The organism is Desulfovibrio sp. JC022 (assembly GCF_010470665.1).
GTDB lineage: Bacteria > Desulfobacterota > Desulfovibrionia > Desulfovibrionales > Desulfovibrionaceae > Maridesulfovibrio.
In genome coordinates this window covers 396,412-415,689 of record NZ_VOPZ01000003.1, presented here as the reverse complement: position 1 = coordinate 415,689, position 19,278 = coordinate 396,412, and the positions used below count along the sequence as shown (strand labels likewise).

At 49.1% G+C, this 19,278-nt stretch carries 18 protein-coding genes and 1 tRNA gene; 6 read left to right on the top strand and 13 right to left on the bottom strand.

Features of this window, described 5'->3' with window-relative positions; genetic code table 11:
* Positions 1–58: 58 nt before the first annotated feature.
* The 3 genes from FMS18_RS07035 to rfaE2 form a co-directional block, all read right to left on the bottom strand.
* Positions 59–868, bottom strand: coding sequence for a Nif3-like dinuclear metal center hexameric protein (locus FMS18_RS07035; RefSeq protein WP_163293030.1), 810 nt, complete (start codon positions 866–868; stop codon positions 59–61).
* Positions 869–1,077: 209 nt separating this feature from the next.
* Positions 1,078–1,153, bottom strand: a tRNA-Ile gene (locus FMS18_RS07030).
* Between the two features lie 142 nt (positions 1,154–1,295).
* Positions 1,296–1,802 (bottom strand): D-glycero-beta-D-manno-heptose 1-phosphate adenylyltransferase, encoded by a 507-nt coding sequence (rfaE2, locus tag FMS18_RS07025; protein ID WP_163293029.1) that lies wholly within the window; start codon positions 1,800–1,802, stop codon positions 1,296–1,298.
* A 197-nt stretch (positions 1,803–1,999) separates the two neighbouring features.
* On the opposite strand from rfaE2, the gene FMS18_RS07020 reads away from it, so the two are divergent.
* Complete coding sequence (locus tag FMS18_RS07020; RefSeq protein WP_163293028.1) at positions 2,000–2,650, top strand: CPBP family intramembrane glutamic endopeptidase; 651 nt, start codon at positions 2,000–2,002, stop codon at positions 2,648–2,650.
* Positions 2,651–2,805: 155 nt separating this feature from the next.
* On the opposite strand, the gene FMS18_RS07015 is transcribed toward FMS18_RS07020, so the two are convergent.
* The 4 genes from FMS18_RS07015 to FMS18_RS07000 all read right to left on the bottom strand — a co-directional run bounded on the left by FMS18_RS07015 (position 2,806) and on the right by FMS18_RS07000 (position 6,254).
* Positions 2,806–3,576 carry a YkgJ family cysteine cluster protein gene (locus FMS18_RS07015; protein WP_163293027.1) on the bottom strand — a complete coding sequence of 257 codons (771 nt, stop codon included), beginning with the start codon at positions 3,574–3,576 and terminating at the stop codon, positions 2,806–2,808.
* A 20-nt stretch (positions 3,577–3,596) separates the two neighbouring features.
* Positions 3,597–5,255 (bottom strand): glycosyltransferase, encoded by a 1,659-nt coding sequence (locus FMS18_RS07010; protein ID WP_163293026.1) that lies wholly within the window; start codon positions 5,253–5,255, stop codon positions 3,597–3,599.
* 149 nt (positions 5,256–5,404) lie between these two features.
* The gene (locus FMS18_RS07005) at positions 5,405–5,827 is read right to left on the bottom strand and encodes a PACE efflux transporter (RefSeq protein WP_163293025.1); all 423 of its coding nucleotides are present in this window, start codon (positions 5,825–5,827) and stop codon (positions 5,405–5,407) included.
* A complete protein-coding gene (locus FMS18_RS07000; protein WP_163293024.1) occupies positions 5,808–6,254 on the bottom strand; it encodes a chlorhexidine efflux transporter in 447 nt (148 codons plus the stop codon). The genes FMS18_RS07005 and FMS18_RS07000 overlap by 20 nt, the downstream gene beginning before the upstream one ends.
* 100 nt (positions 6,255–6,354) lie before the next feature.
* On the opposite strand from FMS18_RS07000, the gene FMS18_RS06995 reads away from it, so the two are divergent.
* Positions 6,355–7,251, top strand: coding sequence for a LysR family transcriptional regulator (locus tag FMS18_RS06995; protein WP_163293023.1), 897 nt, complete (start codon positions 6,355–6,357; stop codon positions 7,249–7,251).
* Here the strand turns inward: FMS18_RS06995 and FMS18_RS06990 are convergent.
* The 4 genes from FMS18_RS06990 to FMS18_RS06975 form a co-directional block, all read right to left on the bottom strand.
* Positions 7,241–9,316 (bottom strand): glycosyltransferase, encoded by a 2,076-nt coding sequence (locus FMS18_RS06990; protein WP_163293022.1) that lies wholly within the window; start codon positions 9,314–9,316, stop codon positions 7,241–7,243. The genes FMS18_RS06995 and FMS18_RS06990 overlap by 11 nt on opposite strands.
* A gap of 75 nt (positions 9,317–9,391) precedes the next feature.
* Positions 9,392–11,173 carry an amino acid ABC transporter permease gene (locus FMS18_RS06985; RefSeq protein ID WP_163293021.1) on the bottom strand — a complete coding sequence of 594 codons (1,782 nt, stop codon included), beginning with the start codon at positions 11,171–11,173 and terminating at the stop codon, positions 9,392–9,394.
* A gap of 80 nt (positions 11,174–11,253) precedes the next feature.
* Positions 11,254–12,075 carry a transporter substrate-binding domain-containing protein gene (locus FMS18_RS06980; RefSeq protein ID WP_163293020.1) on the bottom strand — a complete coding sequence of 274 codons (822 nt, stop codon included), beginning with the start codon at positions 12,073–12,075 and terminating at the stop codon, positions 11,254–11,256.
* A gap of 157 nt (positions 12,076–12,232) precedes the next feature.
* Positions 12,233–12,961, bottom strand: a complete 729-nt coding sequence (locus FMS18_RS06975) for an amino acid ABC transporter ATP-binding protein (RefSeq protein ID WP_163293019.1) — start codon at positions 12,959–12,961, stop codon at positions 12,233–12,235.
* Between the two features lie 463 nt (positions 12,962–13,424).
* Between FMS18_RS06975 and FMS18_RS06970 the strand changes: the two genes are divergently transcribed.
* Positions 13,425–14,855 carry a sigma-54 dependent transcriptional regulator gene (locus FMS18_RS06970; protein WP_163293018.1) on the top strand — a complete coding sequence of 477 codons (1,431 nt, stop codon included), beginning with the start codon at positions 13,425–13,427 and terminating at the stop codon, positions 14,853–14,855.
* Between the two features lie 138 nt (positions 14,856–14,993).
* Here the strand turns inward: FMS18_RS06970 and serS are convergent, their stop codons facing one another.
* Both serS and FMS18_RS06960 read right to left on the bottom strand, forming a co-directional pair.
* Positions 14,994–16,271, bottom strand: a complete 1,278-nt coding sequence (gene serS / locus FMS18_RS06965; protein ID WP_163293017.1) for a serine--tRNA ligase — start codon at positions 16,269–16,271, stop codon at positions 14,994–14,996.
* Positions 16,272–16,414: 143 nt separating this feature from the next.
* Positions 16,415–16,822 (bottom strand): hypothetical protein, encoded by a 408-nt coding sequence (locus tag FMS18_RS06960; protein ID WP_239060965.1) that lies wholly within the window; start codon positions 16,820–16,822, stop codon positions 16,415–16,417.
* A gap of 117 nt (positions 16,823–16,939) precedes the next feature.
* Here FMS18_RS06960 and FMS18_RS06955 point away from each other — a divergent pair, with 117 nt between their 5' ends.
* Genes FMS18_RS06955 through thpR form a run of 3 tightly spaced genes read left to right on the top strand, consistent with a single transcriptional unit; the run spans position 16,940 to position 19,245 of the window.
* Entirely contained in the window at positions 16,940–17,419 is a 480-nt protein-coding gene (locus FMS18_RS06955) for a CinA family protein (RefSeq protein ID WP_163293016.1), read from the top strand.
* Between the two features lie 6 nt (positions 17,420–17,425).
* Entirely contained in the window at positions 17,426–18,667 is a 1,242-nt protein-coding gene (locus FMS18_RS06950) for a carbohydrate porin (protein ID WP_163293015.1), read from the top strand.
* Positions 18,668–18,690: 23 nt separating this feature from the next.
* On the top strand, positions 18,691–19,245 hold the full coding sequence (gene thpR / locus FMS18_RS06945) for an RNA 2',3'-cyclic phosphodiesterase (RefSeq protein WP_163293014.1): 555 nt from the start codon (positions 18,691–18,693) through the stop codon (positions 19,243–19,245).
* Positions 19,246–19,278 lie beyond the last annotated feature (33 nt).

Sequence of the window (19,278 nt, the reverse complement as noted above, 5' to 3'; positions counted from 1 at the left end):
CAGTCCCGTAAGGCCTCTACGGTCCTGTGAATTCTCTTTTGTCATGACAGCCCGTATTTCAGGGCCTGCGCACGCCTTCCCCTTGCACATGGTAGGCAAAAGGATTGCGTCCGCCGAAAAATTTAACTTCCACTTCTTTTCCAAGTTCTTCTCCGAGAAGAACTGAAAAACGGCGCATCATCTCTTCTTCCAGAGAAAAATGCCCCACATCAAGCACCGCGCCCACACTTTCCTGTGCAGGGTGGTATTTAACATCCCCGGTAATGAATACATCCGCTCCAAGGCCGAAAGCCTTATCCATGAACGAAGAGCCTGAACCGGGACACATTGCCACACAGCCCACCTTTTCAGGTTCCGGGCCGCACAGGGCTACAACCCCGCACCCGGCAAGCTGCGAAACACGCTCGACAAAATCCGCGAAAACAACCGGGGAAGAATACTCGCCGATACAACCGTATCCAAGTATATCACCGGCCTCGTTTTCCGCAACATGATCAAGCACCCGCAGATTTTCAAGCTCAAGCTCACGCCCGAGCCACGAAACAGCTCCCTTGAACTGCACATCCAAAGAGGTATGCGCAGCAAAAAGGGTCGCATCCGCGCAAAAGACCTGCTTCATCACATCATGAAACCAGTCCAGCTTTGCGGGCAGCTTTGCTTCAATAGCCAGCGGATGATGGGTCAGAATAAACTGAGCTCCCCATTCAAGGGCTGAAGAAACAACCTGCGGCAACGGATCAAGGGCCACGGCAATCTTTGCCACATCCCTTTCCGGTCCCGCTATCTGAACACCGCAATTATCCCAAGGAGCAGCGAACCCCGAAGGAACAAGTGACTCGATCCTGCTGATAACTTCTGCTGTCTTCATAACGGCCACCATATATCCACTCGCGGCTGCTCATGGCCACACAGGAAAGATGTTCAATTATTTCCACTCTTAACCAACTTCAACACATCAAAATACAATAAAATAATATGCTCCCGCAAGGGTTTTCCCCCGGGAGCACAACAGCTTTCTCAGCTTAGAAAGCACAAAGATTCTGGATTATTTTTTGATATGCATCCATATGATATTAGTGGTGGGCCAACCAGGATTCGAACCTGGGACCATCCGGTTATGAGCCGGGGGCTCTGCCAACTGAGCTATTGGCCCGTTTCGCTAAGCGAGTCGAGCTTAATAGCCCAACAATCATCACCTTGTCAACACTTAATCAAAAATCATTTCTTCAAGCAAGATGATAACATCTAGCATAAAAACAAAATATTTAAAACCGATGCATTGCGAGACAACAAGCTTATTCTATCTCATTCTCACGAATATAGCGTATGACTGAAGTAGTTGAATAGCCCGGCAACAACGGTAAAGAAAGCACCTTACCACCACTTCCCTCAACAATATCTCGGCCCACTATGTTATCCACACTCCAGTCGCCGCCCTTGATCAGCACGTCCGGCTGCACTTTATTGATCAAGTTATACGGAGTGTCTTCGTCAAAGAAAATCACATAATCGATGCAGGCCAGTCCGGCGAGGACAAATGCGCGCTGTTGCTGCCCGGTTACGGGTCGTTTTTCACCTTTAATGGACCGTACGGATTTATCGCTGTTCAAGCCCAGCACAAGCACCCCCCCCTGCTCCCGTGCACGGGAGAGCAGATCCACATGTCCGGCATGCAGGATATCAAAGCAGCCGTTGGTGAAAACAATCTTACGATCAGCAGGAAAATCAGCCCTGACCTTTGCAAATTCATCAGCAGAGAGTATCTTGGGGCTACTTAGTTCAATATTTAATTGTTCAGACAATATTTTATCTCCGGGAAATTATTTGATGCGCTTCGCGCTTTTTTTCGAAAGAGTTCGCCTCCGGCGGGCAAAGAAACTTTTTAAAAAAAGTTTCTCTGGACTCTTCAAAAACTTTTAGTAGGGCTTCGCCGCGTTGCATGGCAAGCTGGCATAGACTTTAATAATCAGCAAATAAGACTTGGCAAGGAGCAATCAGCTTGACCAACAACAAAACGACACTACTTATCCTTGCCGCCCTGCCGTTCTATTTAAACGATTTCAACAATATTTTCATTAAACATGAACTGCTCTGGCTGGCAATTGACTACGGAGCGAAAATTATCCCGCTGGGACTTCTGTTCTATCTGCTAAAAAAAGATACACTGAGCCGTGCGGACCTCGGCCTCGTGCCCCTGCCCTTCAGACAGCTCATCTTCTGGACCATGGGCATAACAATTCTCGGCCTATGCTTTGATGAACCGGGCTTTGCACTCTGGTCCAAGCTGCTGCCGTCCCTGCGGCTGGGGTCCATACCTGTCGGCCCGGACTCACCGCTCTACACGCTGGACATGACTCTCGGCCTCGCGCTGGTCGCCATATCCGAAGAAGTCATCTTTCGCGGCCTTGCTTTCACAACTTTAAAGAACCGCAACTATTCCATTCCACAAATTTTTCTGATCTCAGCCATAATCTTCGGCCTGATCCACTGGTCACAGGGGCCAGTCGCCATCATAGCAACAGCAATTACCGGATCAGGACTCATGATCTGCATGTACTGCACAGGCTCAATCTACCCGACCATCATCGCGCACTACGTAATTAATTATCTGTCCTTTTCTGGGAAGGCAGTGGAGTTTTGGGGGTTGTAAAATAAAAACCGCAACATCTTAAAAGATACTACGGACATTCCCAGCACGCCTTAATGAGCTGAATGCGAAGCATAATAAAAAGTTTTGAGGGGATGGGGTCTGGGGAAGGGGAACTTTTCCCAAAAGTTCCCCTTCCCCAGCCGTCGGAGACAAATTTACTTCTTAGGCTCCAAATTCTCAGAAGAACCGAGCACGATCAGCTCTACCCAGTCGAGGGCAAAACTAAGACATTCTTCCTCGTCATTAAGGATAGCCTGCTGGCGTTCCTCAGAAATATCAAGACGGGAGAATACGTTCATATCCTTGATGAAATTCATGAAATTGTCCACCTGATAAAGGGCGAGAAAAACCATGTTCAACTTACGCTCATCAAGAGCTACACCGGCCCGACGGGCACGGTTCATAATGCGCATGTAGCGGTCATTGACTTCATTGTACGGCTCAAGACCCTGATCTTTAAGCCATTCATCGCTGGTCCAAGCCTTGTCTTCTTCGAATCCGCAACAGTGCCGTTCCTGCACGATGAAAAACTGCTCAATGGTCTCACCTTCCTCGCTCATGCGTGAAGCACGGCCAAGAGGATAGGTACGGCAGGCACCGGGACGGTTTTCGTAAATGGAACAACCTTCTTCGCGCACAAAAGGACAGCTGCGCTTGGCATTATCGAGCATGCGCAACTTGCACATGGGGAAACCGGCACCCGGTGTACGGGTAATCTCCGCGTGGTTGTGGATAAATTTCTTGCTGTCGTGTCCCAGACCTTTGCGCAGACGAAGTACGTCGTAGGGAGTGAGCATCAGATTGAGATCACCGCAACAGGCGTTAAAACAACGCACTCCGGGATGACAGGCAAAACCGAAGGTCTTGCCGGATTCAAGTTCAGGCAGATTATTAAGGAAATCTTGGGTTTGATCGTGGTCGGACATGGCTCTCTCCCTGTATTTATCTATCCGGCCAGAATCCCCTTCCGCACCAGATACTGCATCTTTTTCTCAAGGTCGGACTGAAGAAGCCTCTCTTCATCAGCCATTATCTGCAATATTTCGCTCCGCGGATGCATAGCCTGCATTTTGTATTTATTACCCAATGCATTGCCTTTCTGCGCTTCATTGCTGTGGCTGGCAAAACCGGTCCGCTTGCGGTGCAAGATGCTCAGATGTCCCTGATAAACAGGAAATTCACCCTTCAGGCAACTGCGCAAATCATGCTCCAGATCGTCATACTGCGACGGAGAAAGGAACAGGGAAAAGCCCCCGTTGTCAAGCAGCTTCTGTGTTCTAAACAGGTGGCAACACCCGGTTACCGAGCCACAGGGGCGCGTGAAATCAAAAAAACCGCTGTCTAAAAGATAGAGATGCAGGTCCGAACAACGAAACGGATTAGGTGCGATCTTGCTCAAATCCACCTCCGGCCCTTCGCCCTCGTCACCTACAGGCTGGATAATATGCAGGTCCACAGACTGCATCACTGAAGGAGCTGCGTGATCCAGAACCTTACATCCCCAGACCCCGGCTTCAGGATAAGCTTCAACCGCCGCACCAAAACGGAAAATCCAATCCGGCTGCACTTCCACGTCGTCATCAAGGTAGACCGCAAAATCACATTCCTGCACCTGCGGTTCCTTCATGAGCCAATTGCGGGCAGCGGCGGCTCCTACATTAACAGGCAGATCAATGCGCACCATCTGCTTGCCGAACTCGTACTGCCACTTGCTAATGATCTCGGCGGTTCCGTCGGACGAGCCGTTATCAAGCATGAAAATTTTGGCCCCGTGCAGCTCGGATGCATGCAGGGAAGCAAGGGTCGCGTCCAGTTCTTCAGATTTGTTGAAGCAGTAAAGAAGAATAGCCAGACTGCCGGGCAAGGGAACGGCTTTCTCATCCAGCCCGCAAGCCAGATCATACAAGCGCATGGCTTCGGAAACCCGCCACGGCTGCGCATCAACGGCCCCGGCAAGAATCGACATAGCTGTTTCGCGCTCACCCAACTTAAGAGCCACGGATGCAGCAAGATGGACCATATTATTCAAACCGAATACATCGGACGCGGACATAAGCAATGGAAAAGCTTCAGCAGCGTTACCGCTCAGGTAATGAAAATAGGATTTGGAAGAATTGATTGCCGGGATGATCTCAGCCGGGAATTCCCCGGACAAAAGTTCCAGCCCGAATTTAAAATCCGCAAAGGCCCCGGCATGCACCAAGCCCTGCTGTATCCAGAAAAGATTTCCCGGTTCTTTTTCAAGGGAAGAAAGAATGTATTTCTTTACCTTTGCATCGTCCCTTTTGGAGGCAATACGCATAAAATAAGATAGATTATCCGGCTGTTTCCAGTGAGAAACAACACCTTTGAGACATGAAGAAACAGAGGAAGGAAAGAGCGGAAGCAAACCTTCGATCTGGGCCAGCTGTGCAGCCATATTTCCATCCAGAGAATTAGATACGTAGGCTGCCAACAGCAATTCAACGCCCAGCTGCGGATCGGACTCCAGAGCATGCGCTCCGGTTTCCAAAAGATGCTTCGCCCCCACAGACCCCATCAAGAGTTTGCGGCGCACAGGCTCGTGCATATCAGACCAGTAAGTATCGCTGTAAAGTTTGCCCATGTATATTCCCTTCTCGCTAATGGATGGATAATTTCCAACCCACGTTAACCAAAAGGGATAACGTCTACAACAGTTCTTGTGAAAACAAAAATGGAGAAGAGTTTTTTCAACTCTTCTCCATCAGCAGACAATATCTCGGGGCCTGATATTTATTGCACCGCAACAACCGGGAAAGTCCGGTCATAGATGACATTAAAAAAGAAAGCATAGACTGGGACAAACATGGCAAATCCCAGGTCCAGCATCAAAGCCTGCATGAATGAATAATCCAGCAGGAGCATGACCAATGGAAGCGAAAAGACCAGTAGGCAAAGCTCAAAAAAAACTGAATGCAATACCCTAAGCTTTGGCCCCCTTTCATAAACGGGCCGCCCCAGCCGCAGAAGCGCATAGTCAAAGGCCAGATTATAAAAATAGTTAACCACCATGGCGATGAGACTGAGAGTTATGGTTATGACACCCATTGTATGCAGGGACTTGCCCAGCATGACTGAAAGCAGCGGCCCGATCAGAAGCACCAGCACAATTTCAAACAGGATTGTGTGACGTAATCTATCTTTGGAAGTGCGCATCTATTCCCACCTCCTCCTGAGAATCAAAAGCCTTATTCATAAACAGGTTATACGCCCCCATAAGCACTGCCATAAACAGGCTTAAAAATACGGCCTTGGCAAACCCAGCATCCAACATATGCATAGCTATGGGTACGATAACAGGCAGCATAATCGCTTCAAGCAGCAGGGCATGAATCGCCCGCAGCCTAAAATTACGTTCATACAGAGACCTGCCCTGACGCAGCAGCATACGGTCAAACAAATAAGTGTAGACAAAGTGAATCGGGATGGTCAGAAGCGAAACCACTATCATGAACCTCCCGGTAATATCGGAATTCAGCCAAAGGACTAGCGACAGGATCGGGGTCATTAAAACCATCAGAGAAATATCAATGACTAAAACGAATATAGCCCGAAATATGGGTGAACGTAATGTTGTTTGCATTTTTGCTCTCCTTGCTCGAGGTGTTTTTTTATCTCTTTTAATCTTTAAACCAGTTTGGTAAAGATACAATCAATCTGAAAACAAGATAGATGGAGCAAACATGAGATTTTCACTTGAACACATGGAAGCATTTGTCACCGCAGCTGATGCGGGATCATTTTCCGCCGCCGCCCGCAGGCTGGGCAAGGTGCAGAGCCAGATCAGCACGGCCATTGCCAATCTTGAGGACGACCTCGGAGTCACCCTTTTTGACCGCAGCGGTAAATACCCACAACTTACTGTGGAAGGAGAGGAACTGCTTTTCAAATCCCGCAAACTTTTGCGCCACTCGGAAAGTCTTATCAAATACGCAGATCGCCTCGCTTTCGGAGAACAGACATTGCTACGTCTGGCACTGGACGAGTACGTGCCCCTACATATAACAACTCAGGTCCTTGATGCTTTCGAAAAAGCATTCCCGAGCATCGAACTGGAAGTACTCTGGGGGGCAGTGGGGGACGTGCAGAAAAATGTAAACTCAGGTCAGGCGGACGTGGGGGTGGATATTCCGGTGGCCAATATTGCATCCTCCGGGCTTTCCTATAACAGACTGTCCATTATGGAATTCTGCGCAGTGGCAGCACCAATCCATCCGTTAGCGGGCATGGATAAAATAAGTAAAGAGACACTGCAATTTCACAAGCAGGCCATGGGCATGAGTCAGCACGGAACCCGGCTCCCGGATTCATTCAGAAGAAGTGAACAGGTCTGGAAGTTTGAGGACAGCCGTTTGATCCACCGTCTGGTTCTTGCCGGAACGGTCTGGGCTGGTTTGCCCCGCAACATGGTTGCCGAGGACCTTGTTTCAGGCAATCTGGTGGAACTTCCGGTAAGTCTCGCTGAGAACGAACAGGAAGGAATCTTCTACTACATCTGGAATCCAACCCACGAACTGACCCCGGCTGAACAATGGCTCGGCGATAACTTCGGTGATAAACTTCGCAAAGCTATCTCTTAATCAAGCGGTCAATATCCGGCAGTTCAATCTGCGGTTTATCTCCGGGCAAAGAGGAATAGACCTTCAGCAAAGACTGGGCCTTGGCTGTGCTGGACATGAAAGAACGCACGATCCTGCGGTTCAGACGGCCCATTTCACTGCGCAGTTCTCCGTCTTCAATAAGCTTCTTCATACTCACAGCAAGAGCTTCGGTATCTTCCACTTCACAGAGAAAACCGTTAACCCCGTCGCGGATAAGCTCGCCGGTTCCGCCGGCATTGGTGCAGATGGCGGCCAGCCCGCACTCAAAAGCTTCAAGCAGGGTATTAGGCATTGATTCCTGCCGTGAACTCATGACGTAAATATGTGAGGCAGCCAGCAGCTTGACCACTTCCTCATGGGGTATGTAGCCCGGACACTCAATGCGCTCCAGAGTTGCCGGAGAGGCAACATCGCGGTAGGCAGAAAGGTCTTCCATACCCACTGCAATAAAACGCACGCCTTCGCATTTATCCTGCGCCAGCAGACGGTCTACGGACTTGATGAATACGTCCGGCCCCTTGGCATGCCCCTCGTTGCCCACGTAGATAATGGAAGTCTCGGCAGCGCGTTTGGGCTTGCGTCCCCCGCCCACAAAAGAATTATAGACCACCTGCGCCCGCCCCGGCAGAACCCCGTGCTTAAGCAGCACTTGGCGGCTCTTGGCGGAATTGCAGATATAACCGTTACCGATGAGCGAAAAGAGCGGTGCCAGCGGATTGGGCTTGTAGATAACGCCCCGGTTAAAGAAAAGTTTGAATTTGCGCCCGCCCAGCAATGACAATCCCTTGGAAATACAACCGATCTTGACCGCACGGTTGTGATAAGTATGGACCACATCCACCTGATGCTCTTCAATTACATGGGACAAGAAAGTTGCCGCAGCGAGCATGTTCTTAAAATCATCAAGAATGATCACTTCCACACCCATCTCTTCCAGTTCAGGAATAAGCTTGGAACCGGGAGCCAAGACCGCAACTACGCCAAGCCCCGCCTGAAGCATGGCCCGAGCACTGTTGATAAGCTGCCTGCTGCCGCCGGATAGCTTGTCGGTATCGGTTATGTAGAGCACCTTGCCCACATCATTGCGTTTGGTGAAAAATTTGAAGCAGACCATAGCCGGAGCTTCATGGGAATACATGAGCAGCCGTTTCTTGATCCAATCGGCGTCCTTACTGCTGCCAACACCGATACGGTTGATACGCATGGGATCAGTGCCGAGTATGTTTGCGGAACGCTCAAGGGTGAAGGTCCCGGAAAATCCGGCTGCGGCGGCTTCCTGCATTCCAATGGAATCAAAATCACCCCAAGGCCAGCAGAAGAACTGACGGCGCGCACCATTGATCTTTTTAATTTTATCAAGACTGCGTTTGAAATCTTCGCGGATAAATTTTCGTCTTTCATCATCGGAGCGACGCTTGAAAGAGACTTTGCCCTTGCGAAACTGAGGCCATAAGCCATTATAGGCGAACGCGCTGCCGTAATCAAAAGTAGGCAATTCGGGATTGAATTTACGATAAACGCCCCAAGTGGACCAATGAGAATCTGCTGAAAAATTGCCTTTGAAGCGAAAATCTTTAAAGCAGCCCTGATGGCGGCAGGTGTGGGCGTAGACTTCCATGCCCTTGTCATGAACCAGCGATTTGAGTTCCGCCTCGTTCATGAACTGGGAATTGTCGTTTTCGGAAAGAGCCTTGATAAAAGACTCGCGCATGGGCAGAATTTCTTTCACATCCGCCCCGGACCTGATCTTGCCCTGCCCAATAAAATCGCTGACCGCAAAAAAGATCCCGGTCATACCCCGCTCTTCCAGCAAGGGAACCACGTTGATCCAATTGCTGATGTGGCAATCGTCAAAAGTGAGCACCACATATTTATCGTCAATAGGCTTACGCCCCATGCAGATTTCAAAAAGATGGTCAGCGGTGATGGTCTTGAAACCCATCTCCAGCATCATATCAAGATGGGAGGCAAAGGTGGCAGGGGAATGACCGTCTTCTTCACAGACGGCATGATAGCAAAAAACAGGGACACTCTTACCGAGCATTAGACAACTCCGAAACGCTTCTATTCAACAACCCTCCCCCTGTAGAACAGAATCAAACAGGGGGAGGGAGATCAATTACATTTGCAACCGGAAAGTCTCAGTAGAGAGTTTCCGTTCGAGTCGTCTTGCCACGAGACTCATCAGGTAGCAACAAATAAAGTACAAAAATGCGACGGTGGTATAAATTTCAAAGGGATAGATCATAAGCCTGTTATTCAGTCCCTGAGCCACAAAAGTCAGCTCCAGAACACCGATAACAAAGGCCAGCGAAGTATCTTTGAAGATAGCGATGAACTGCCCCACAATGGCCGGGAGCATCTGCTTCAGGGCCTGCGGCAGAATGATCTTGCGCATGGCCTGCCAGTAGGTCAGACCGGTGGAGACCGCTGCCTCAAACTGTCCGGGAGGCAGGTTCTGAATACCGGAACGAACGATTTCAGCCAGATAGGCCCCGGTAAAAACAGTCAGAGCGATAGTAGCCGACCAGAACACATTCAGGAAATGACCGGTCAGGATGGGGATAAAGAAATAAATCCAGAAAATGACCATGATCAGCGGGTTTCCGCGAATCAGCTCAATGTACAGGGTGGACGGAATCAGGAAAAGTTTATTCTTGGACGTACGCCCGATACCCACAATGAGTCCGATAAAAAAACTTACTGAAATTGCGATCACCGACATGATGATGGAGAAAGACAACCCGCCCAGTCCCCAGAGGATTTCATTGGGATCACCTTGAGGAAATCTCCACCAGAGCAAAGTTCCGATATTATCGCGGATGACCTGAAAATTAAATTTTGAAACACCGTAGACAGCTGAGAAAATAAGAAAGGCCAAACAGACGAGAAAAGTAGCCTTCCAGACAAAACCCAACACTTTGGAAAGTTTAGCCAGAAAAGCCTTGCGCGCGGCCTGTGCACGGGAAAGGTTGAAATCATCCTGACGCTTGCGCTTCATTCTGCGATGCATTTTTGCCAGAAAAGCAAACGGAGCCTCAAAGGGCCAGAAAAGCAAGTGCGCAAACTTATGCCCCATAGTACGGTCCTTAACCGGAACAATCTGCAACTTCCAGTTAACCAAGGTCAGGATACCGGCGATAGTCAGGGACAGGGACAAATAGATGACCGTGGCAGCAGTGGTGGCTTCAAAACCTTTAAAGGTCATGCCCTCAATCTGCTGCGAAGCCCAGCAAAGCTCAGGAACACCCACAACCATAGCCAGCGAGGAGTTCTTCATATTGTTAAGGAACTCACTGCCCAGCGGCGGGATAATAGCCCGGAAGGCCAGCGGCAGAACAATTTTGGTCAAGGTCTGAAACGGGGTCAGCCCGGATGAATAGGACGCTTCCAACAACCCCTTGGGAATGGACTGGATACCGGCGCGGATAACCTCAGCCATAAAGGAACTGGTGTAGATGCCGAGTCCGACCGTAGCGGCCAGCATCTCGAAATTTTGATCAAAAAGAAAATTGCGGATTCCTTCAGGCAAGCCCATGGGCAGTGCAAAATACCAGAAGAAAAGCTGCACCAGCAGCGGTGTGTTTCTGAAAAATTCAACATAACAGGTACTGAAATAATAGACCGGCTTGAACTGCGAGAGCCGTCCCAGCCCGAAAAGAATACCGAGTCCCAGCGCAATAGCCGAACTCATCAAGGAAATGCTGACCGTCAGGTTCAACCCGGTGACGAGCATTCCACCCAGAACCTCGCCATATGAGGGATCTTCCTTGTATAAAACAGACCAGTCAAATTTGTAGCCGAAGTCGAAGACCCAGCCGAAATAATAGACCAGCAGACCCACAACAGTGGTCAGGCACAGGTACTGAACCCAAGTTTTTTCCAGATAGCGGTTGATCATTGCAGAAACTTTCTCTTTGTCTTCAAATTAAAAAGTGGCGGGGCCACGGGACCCCGCCTGTCTAGCATATCAAAAGAAGCCTAGGGCCACATTTCGATTTTTTCAGTAAGGGGGAAGTAGTACTTGGTGTCGGGACCGTACCACTTGTTGTAGATCTTTTCGTAGGTACCGTCTTTCCACATATCCTGAAGGGTGAAGTTAACGGTGTCGCGGAGCTTGGAATCATCTTCAACCAGACCGATGCCGTAAGGCTCGTTGGAGAAGAAGTCACCAACCAGTTCGTATTTACCGGGAACCTGTGCGGAGTAGCCGAGCAGGATGGTGGAGTCAGTGGACCATGCGTCTACGCGACCCATCTGCAAAGCCTGAAAGCACTCGGACTCTTTCTGGTAAGAGATAACTTTAGGAGCAGCATCGCCAAGTTCCTTGAGCAGGTTCTTAACGTTAAGCTCGGAAGTAGTACCCTGCATAACAGCAACTCTTTTGCCTACGAAATCCTTAAGGGTGGAGAACTTGCCTTTAGGAGCAAGCATCTTCTGACCGTCGAAGAAGTAGGTAATGGAAAAGTCGATGGAATTATCACGGGAACGCTTGTGAGTCATGTTGGAAACGGAAATGTCAATGCGGCCCTGCTGGAGGAAACCGATACGGGTCTTGTTGCTGACAGGAACCTGATCAATTTTAACGCCCATGCGTTTTGCAATTTCGTTAGCGATATCAACATCAAAACCAACCCATTCTTTCTTGGCGTTGTAGAACGCACCGGGAATGGAGTCAGTCATGATACCGACACGGATAACCTTGTCTTTCATGATCTTGTCATAAGTGGCACCTGCGAAAGCAGTTGCAGCAAAAGCCATAACCAGAGCGGCTGCGAGAGCCAGAGTCATAAATCTTTTCATTCTTCCTCCTGCGTGGAAATAGACAAAGAGTATACAAAAGAGCGATCCCCGACACCGGAAACCGCGAGCTTCCTGATACTGAGCCTGTAAATACATACCTACAGGCAACGACCTCACCTCACTATATACACCCACCATATTGATGATGGGGAATTCCCTAATGCGAAAGAATCTTGCTCAAGAAGAGCTTGGAACGCTCATGCTGCGGATTGTGGAAGAACTCATCCGGGGTATTTTCCTCAATGAGGGAACCTTCGTCCATGAAGATAACCCGGTCTGCAACCTCACGGGCAAAGCCCATCTCGTGGGTAACACAGACCATGGTCATACCCTCACGGGCCAGAGCCTTCATTACATCCAGAACCTCATTGATCATTTCCGGATCAAGGGCGGATGTCGGCTCGTCAAAAAGCATGATGTTAGGACGCATGGCCAGACCGCGGGCAATGGCCACACGCTGCTGCTGGCCGCCGGAAAGCTGGGAAGGATAGTCCCCGGCTTTGTCCGGGATATTTACCTTGGAAAGAAGTTCCATGGCCAGATCTTCAGCATCCTTGCGTTTCATATTCCGAACCATGGTCGGTGCGAGTAGGATATTTTCCAAAACCGTCATATGCGGATAGAGATTGAAAGACTGAAAGACAAATCCGATCTCTGCACGCAGCAGGGGCAGATTTACTCTCGTTCCGTTCACATCCATATCTTCTACAAGTATTTCACCTTCCTGAATAGGTTCAAGACGGTTAATACAACGAATCATGGTACTCTTACCAGACCCGGAAGGTCCGCAGACAACAACGACTTCGCCTTTTTTAATATGAAGGTTAAGATCCCTCAAGGCGTGATAGTCACCGTAGTATTTATTAACATTGTTAAACTTTATCACTTTTGTACAAATCCCGTAAAAAAATTGTTCTTAGCTCGACAAAAACGGGTACCAAATGGAACAAAATTCGGCAAGTCCACCTCTATCTTGGATGAACCCTTCTTTTTTTAGCGTTTTGCGAATTATCTATCTTGCGAAAAATCATTTTTGTTAAAAACACACCTGTTTTTTCCTGTAAAAACCAACTCCACACAATATTGTTGATTTCGTAAATCGAAATTATTTTTAACTTTCTTGCGTTTTGATCATAATAATTCCTTTCTAATCAATATGAAAGAAAGCTGATAAATCCGCAGCACAAACTTTAAATCGTCATGATTCTAATAGATTCCATCCACCAAAAACATAAGTGACCATGTCAAAACTGCTTTTTTGCCCTATTTGTAGTGCCTTCCCCTAATTTATCAGCTTTAATCATATATATAGAGTTGAAAAGGTTCTCACTTAGATATATGGAATCTAGATGCCTGAGAGTACATTACTATTCATAGCCGAACCCCAGTCAGTGACGTCCGTGTTTTCCCCCCTTAAAGAAGCGGGGTTTCAAGCCGGACTGGCCGACAATCTTGCCGGAGCGGTCAATTTTATCAAAAAGTCAAAACCGTGCCTTATTTTTACAAGGCCGATTATGCAGGGCTATTCTGCTCAGGCACTTCTGGCCGAAGCTGTAAATATTGAAAATTTTCCTCCAGTGGTAATCTTTTCCCGCAACGGTTCAGCTGACGAAGCACAAAAATTCATGGAGCTGGGTGCCCGTGACTATTGGCTTGAACCTCTTTCATGGGAAAAAATCAAGCTAATGCTTCCCGATGAAAAACCCTCATCCATGCCCGCACCGGAACAATTGGGCACAACGGAGAAAGCAAGCGCACCGGAACAAAAAGGCACACAGGGACGCTACCAGATTATAGGCCAGCACCCGGCCATGGCCCGCGTATTAGGCCTTGCCAAACAGGTGGCCAAATCCAAGGCCACAGTACTTATTTCAGGTGAATCAGGAACCGGTAAGGAAATGTTCGCCCGTTTCCTGCATCACCATTCTGACCGCAACGATAAGGCTTTCGTAGCCATCAACTGTGCCGCACTACCCGAACACCTGCTGGAATCAGAACTTTTCGGTCATGAGAAAGGCGCATTCACCGGAGCCATTAACCGCAAGCTCGGTAAATTTGAACTGGCTTCCGGCGGAACCATCCTCCTTGATGAAATCACTGAAATGGAACTGGGACTGCAAGCCAAACTGCTCAGAGTTTTACAGGAAGGTGAAATCGACCGTGTGGGCGGCGTGGAAACCGTAAAGGTGGATGTACGCGTTCTGGCCACCACCAACCGGGCCATTGAAGAAACAGTCAAGGAAGGGAAATTCAGGCAGGACCTTTTTTACCGCTTGAACGTCATTCCGCTCAAACTTCCGGCCCTCGCCCAGCGCGGGGAAGACATTCTCTTACTGGCAAAATTTTTCGTAAACAAATACTGCACAGAGTACGGACTCGCGCCCCTCGCCTTTTCCGAAGAATCAGTGAAATGGCTGCTGGACTATGAATGGCCCGGCAACGTGCGCGAATTGCAGAATCTCATGGAAAGGGCTGTCCTTCTGGCTGGTGCAGGCCCCATTGAATCCAAACATTTCCTCAACGACCCCGACGCATGGATGCCGGACGAACCTCATGTAGGCGACGGAGCAGCTCCGGAAGAGAATCAGCCTGCAACCGCAGACGGCGTGGCTGCCGAATTTGGAGTCATGCCCATTTCCGAAATGGAAAAAAAGCTGATCATCAAGAGCCTCGACCAGACCTCCGGCAACCGCACCAAGGCCGCCGAATTGCTGGGTATCTCAGTACGAACTCTGCGCAACAAGCTTAATGATTATAAAAAGCAGGGGCTGGATCTGTAATTTTACCTGCCCAAATAAAAATTTCAGCAATGGCTGTCGTTTTTACGGCAGCCATTTTCTTTTCATGTCAGAAGCAAACCATACAAGAAAGGGCAGCCCGCACGCGGACTGCCCTTTTCAATTTTATATTTACAGCGTCTAATCAGCAGTAATAACTTCCAATCCGCCCATGTAGGGACGCAGTGCTTCGGGAACCACAATGGAACCGTCTTTCTGCTGGTAGTTTTCAACCACAGCAACAAAAGTACGTCCCACGGCAAGGCCGGAGCCGTTCAGGGTGTGGACGAACTGTTTTTTCTTGCTGTCTTTAGGCTGGAACTTGATGTTAGCGCGGCGGGCCTGAAAATCTCCGCAGTTGGAGCAGGAAGAAATCTCGCGAAACTTGTCCTGACCGGGCAGCCATACTTCGATATCATAGGTCTTCTTGGAGCCGAAGCCCATGTCACCGGTGCACAGGGTGATGACCCGGTAGTGCAATCCGAGACGCTTGAGGATTTCCTCGGCGTGTCCGGTCATCTTCTCAAGATCGTCAAAAGATTTGTCCGGATGGGCAAAACGGACCATTTCCACTTTGTGGAACTGGTGCTGACGAATCAAGCCTTTGGTATCTTTACCGTAGGAACCTGCTTCGGAACGAAAACAGGGAGTCGGCGCGCAGTAAGCAACGGAAAGATCGTCTTCGGTGAGCACTTCATCGCGGTGCAGGTTGGTCAGCGGAACTTCCGCAGTGGGGATCAGGAAATATTCCCAATCTTCCAGCTTGAAGAGGTCCTCGGCAAACTTAGGAAGCTGCCCTGTACCGAACAGGGAATCGCGATTGACGATGTAAGGGGGAATGACTTCGGTGTAACCGTGATCCATGGTCTGAACGTCGACCATGAAAGATGTCAGTGCCCTTTCCAGTCTGGCACCCCATTTCTTGAGTACGGCAAAACGCGCCCCGGTCAGCTTGGCAGCACGTTCGAAATCAACGCCGCCCAGCTCCACAGCCAGATCCCAGTGTTCACGGGGAGTGAAATCAAATTCAGGTTTCTCGCCCCAATGACGGATTACCGGGTTATCGTCCTCGGTTTTACCGAAAGGAACGGAATCGTCCGGCATGTTGGGAACAGAAACAAGCCACTCACGTTCTGCGGTTTCTATATCTTTAAGATCTTCATCAAGGGCTTTGATCCTGCCGGAAACTTCACCCATGCGGGCGATAATCTCGGAAGCATCGCCCCCTTCTCTTTTAATCTTGGCAATTTCGCCGGAAGTAGAGTTACGCTCGGCCTTGAGAGCCTCCACTTCCTGCAAGAGAGACTTACGGCGGGAATCCAGCTCACTGAATTCATTAACATCAAGCTTGGAACCTCTTTTTTCGAGGCTTTCGCGAACTACATCCAGATTGTTCTGTACAAATTTCAAATCGAGCATTTCATTCTCCTGATATCATCTATATAAAAAAGGCTCGTCTCAAGCCATTGCCTGCGAAAAATCAGATCCTGACGGACGCAACACTAGTAGCGAATCTCAGCACACTAATAAAGGGGATTCTGGCATCAAATTACAGAAAATCCCTACAAATCATCAATTCCCATGCGCTTATTTCCATAAACACAAGCGATATTGGCATAAATTCCCACCAGAAGTAGCAGAGCCATCAAGCTCTCCCCCCAGCAGGATAAAAAGACGTATACCACGCTGGCAAACATGCCGAAACCCTGCAAACCCTTTTTCCAGCCCCACGGAGATTCCAACCAATTACGTTCATGTTCAATAGCTTTACCCACAAGCGCAAAAGGTGGGGTCGGCTCCGGCAGTTCCAGCATGGAAACAGCTATCCCGGCAATAAAAGACAAGGTAAGAAGTACAGATTTCACCCATAAAGCTATGACCAATACAAACAGGGAACCGAGCATAATGATCCAGCTCCAGTGGTTCTGATGTCTTTTCCAGACAAAACTTGTAATATTATTCAAGGCCATAGGCTTATTCCGCTTCGGTTAGGCATCAAAAAACAAAGCCTACCATTTCACTTCACACTAAACAATATGCAGCATCTGCCTCTTTAAATATTACCTGAATCGGTATAACGTACCCGCATGATTGAAAGCATCGTACCATCTATCGGAAAAATTCTGGTTGGAAAAGGCTGGACCATGTCCACTGCGGAATCCTGCACCGGAGGCCTTGTGGCCGCTACCCTGACTGACTTCTCCGGCAGCTCCGCATGGTTCTCCGGGGCCATTGTAGCCTACTCTAATGAAGTAAAAATGGCCCAGCTCCATGTGCCGGAAACAGCCATCATGGAGCACGGAGCAGTTAGTGAACCCGTTGTCCGGGCCATGGCTGAAGGAGTCAGCAAGACTCTGAATGTGGATGTGGGCATATCCCTTTCCGGCATTGCCGGACCTACAGGCGGCACCCCGGACAAACCCGTGGGCACTGTCTGGATGGGCTGGCATATAAACGGCAAAACATACGCTGAAAAATTCATATTCAGCGGTGACCGCATGAGTGTCAAACACCAGAGCCTGCAAACCGTACTTGAAACACTGCACCAGCTTCTGAAAGAGAGTTAATCGCAAATGAAAAAGACGCTCCTCATGATCATTCTCCTTGTCCTTTGCTGCGCTTCAAACGGTTTCTGCCGCGATTCCCTACGCAAAAGCCTCAACCTGCACGGTCAGAAAGAAACCCACCAGTCCGTACTGCTAAAAGAGTTCCGCCAAGCCTGGGACGAAGTTCAGAATGCCACCGGACCATTGACTATTGAAGGTGATATTCTCGGTTACATACAAGACTACAGCAGCACCAAAATTGACGGGCAGTCGCAGAGCGGAAGTGAATACGGAGCCTTCAAAGCTAGGGTCAGGCTGCATTGGGAACCGATCGAAGACGGAAAATTCTTCTTCCAAGTTCAGGGCGGCGTATCGGACAAACACAGCAACCCTTCAAGCCGCGGTCTTGTACTCTCACCCTTGAACTCACAGGCCTCACGTACCAGCCCCGGCGGTGAAGCGTCCATTTCAGATGTACTCTACACCCAACATTTTGCAGACAAAAAAGCTTTCATATCCCTCGGCTATACCGACCCGGAATCCTTTATGGATGAGAACCGTTTTGCCGGAAACGGACGTATCCAGTTCGTTAACTCCATGTTCAACAACGAGCCCATATTTGATGCCATTGATGCCAACATGCCCATCATTGCCGGTGGAATAAACCCGGTTGATGAATTCAAATTCACCATACTGACCCAGGCCTCCTCCTATGCCGGACGCCCGGACAATGATCGCAAAGATACCTTTGAAGACATGACCGACAGCCCGCTCCTGGGCGCACAGCTGACATATTCGCCCAGTTTTGGTAAACTGAAAGGTAATTACCGCATCTTCGGCTGGACCAACACTTATGACCAGCCGCGCATTGACGGAAGTGAAGAATCAACAAACTGGGGCATCGCCTTTAACATGGATCAGGATATCACTGAAGACTTCGGAATCTTCGCCAGACTGGGCAAGGGCAACGGAGCAGTGAACAACATCACCTGGACATGGTCAGCAGGTACACATTGGCTTGGCCCCATTCCCGGCAGGGAACAGGATGTCTGGGGCGTTGCTGCGGGTGGAGTTCAAGGCAACAAACATACTGCGAACAAAGATATGGAGTTCCATTATGAAACCTACTATCAGGTCAAGCTCACCGACAACTTTTCAATTGTCCCGGACCTGACCTACGTAAACAACTCCAACGCTAACAGTAATAATGATGATATATTGTTCGGAATGTTGAAATTCTTCTTCACTTTTTCCACACCCGGTTCATAAACACCTTAACAGGCTGGGATAATATGAAAAAGATACGCACATTTATTGCACACCCCGTGCCGGGGGAATGGAAGGAAAGGATAAGCGAAGCATACGGTCCCCTGCGCGAAGGGCTGGAATCCAAAATAGCATGGGTCAAGCCTGAAAACATGCACTTCACCCTCAAATTCCTAGGCTATGTCGAGGAAGACAAACTTGCCGAGGTGCAGGGAGTACTGAAAAAAATCCCGGTTGTAAACTTTAAAATGACAGCCGCAGGGGCAGGATTCTTCCCGGCCTCTGATAAGCCGCATGTAATCTGGATCGGACTGGAGCAGGGAGCAAAAGAAATCTGCTCCACCGCCGCAGCAGTTGAATCAGGTCTGGCGAAACTTGGCTTTGAGCCAAACAAAAAATCCTGCCATGCCCATCTGACTCTTGGCAGGGTCAAAAAAGCAGCCCAGGATGACTGGGCCGCGCTGGCAAAAAAAATCAACGGTATAGAACTGCCCGAAGCACAGATCAACGGCTTCACTCTCTACAAAAGCGTACTCACGCCCGAAGGGCCTGTTTACTCTGTTCTTCAAGAATACCAATAAAAATTAAAAGGCGTGCAATCCGCAATGGACTGC

Coding starts and splice junctions, on each gene's coding strand:
- FMS18_RS07005 (WP_163293025.1), bottom strand. CDS start 5,827: ATGCGCACTTCCAAAGATAGATTACGTCACACAATCCTGTTTGAAATT.
- FMS18_RS07010 (WP_163293026.1), bottom strand. CDS start 5,255: ATGGGCAAACTTTACAGCGATACTTACTGGTCTGATATGCACGAGCCT.
- FMS18_RS06990 (WP_163293022.1), bottom strand. CDS start 9,316: ATGCTCGGTAAGAGTGTCCCTGTTTTTTGCTATCATGCCGTCTGTGAA.
- FMS18_RS06960 (WP_239060965.1), bottom strand. CDS start 16,822: ATGGCCTTGAATAATATTACAAGTTTTGTCTGGAAAAGACATCAGAAC.
- FMS18_RS07035 (WP_163293030.1), bottom strand. CDS start 868: ATGAAGACAGCAGAAGTTATCAGCAGGATCGAGTCACTTGTTCCTTCG.
- FMS18_RS07015 (WP_163293027.1), bottom strand. CDS start 3,576: ATGTCCGACCACGATCAAACCCAAGATTTCCTTAATAATCTGCCTGAA.
- FMS18_RS06950 (WP_163293015.1), top strand. CDS start 17,426: ATGAAAAAGACGCTCCTCATGATCATTCTCCTTGTCCTTTGCTGCGCT.
- serS (WP_163293017.1), bottom strand. CDS start 16,271: ATGCTCGATTTGAAATTTGTACAGAACAATCTGGATGTAGTTCGCGAA.
- FMS18_RS07000 (WP_163293024.1), bottom strand. CDS start 6,254: ATGCAAACAACATTACGTTCACCCATATTTCGGGCTATATTCGTTTTA.
- thpR (WP_163293014.1), top strand. CDS start 18,691: ATGAAAAAGATACGCACATTTATTGCACACCCCGTGCCGGGGGAATGG.
- FMS18_RS06955 (WP_163293016.1), top strand. CDS start 16,940: ATGATTGAAAGCATCGTACCATCTATCGGAAAAATTCTGGTTGGAAAA.
- FMS18_RS06970 (WP_163293018.1), top strand. CDS start 13,425: ATGCCTGAGAGTACATTACTATTCATAGCCGAACCCCAGTCAGTGACG.
- FMS18_RS06985 (WP_163293021.1), bottom strand. CDS start 11,173: ATGATCAACCGCTATCTGGAAAAAACTTGGGTTCAGTACCTGTGCCTG.
- FMS18_RS06980 (WP_163293020.1), bottom strand. CDS start 12,075: ATGAAAAGATTTATGACTCTGGCTCTCGCAGCCGCTCTGGTTATGGCT.
- FMS18_RS06995 (WP_163293023.1), top strand. CDS start 6,355: ATGAGATTTTCACTTGAACACATGGAAGCATTTGTCACCGCAGCTGAT.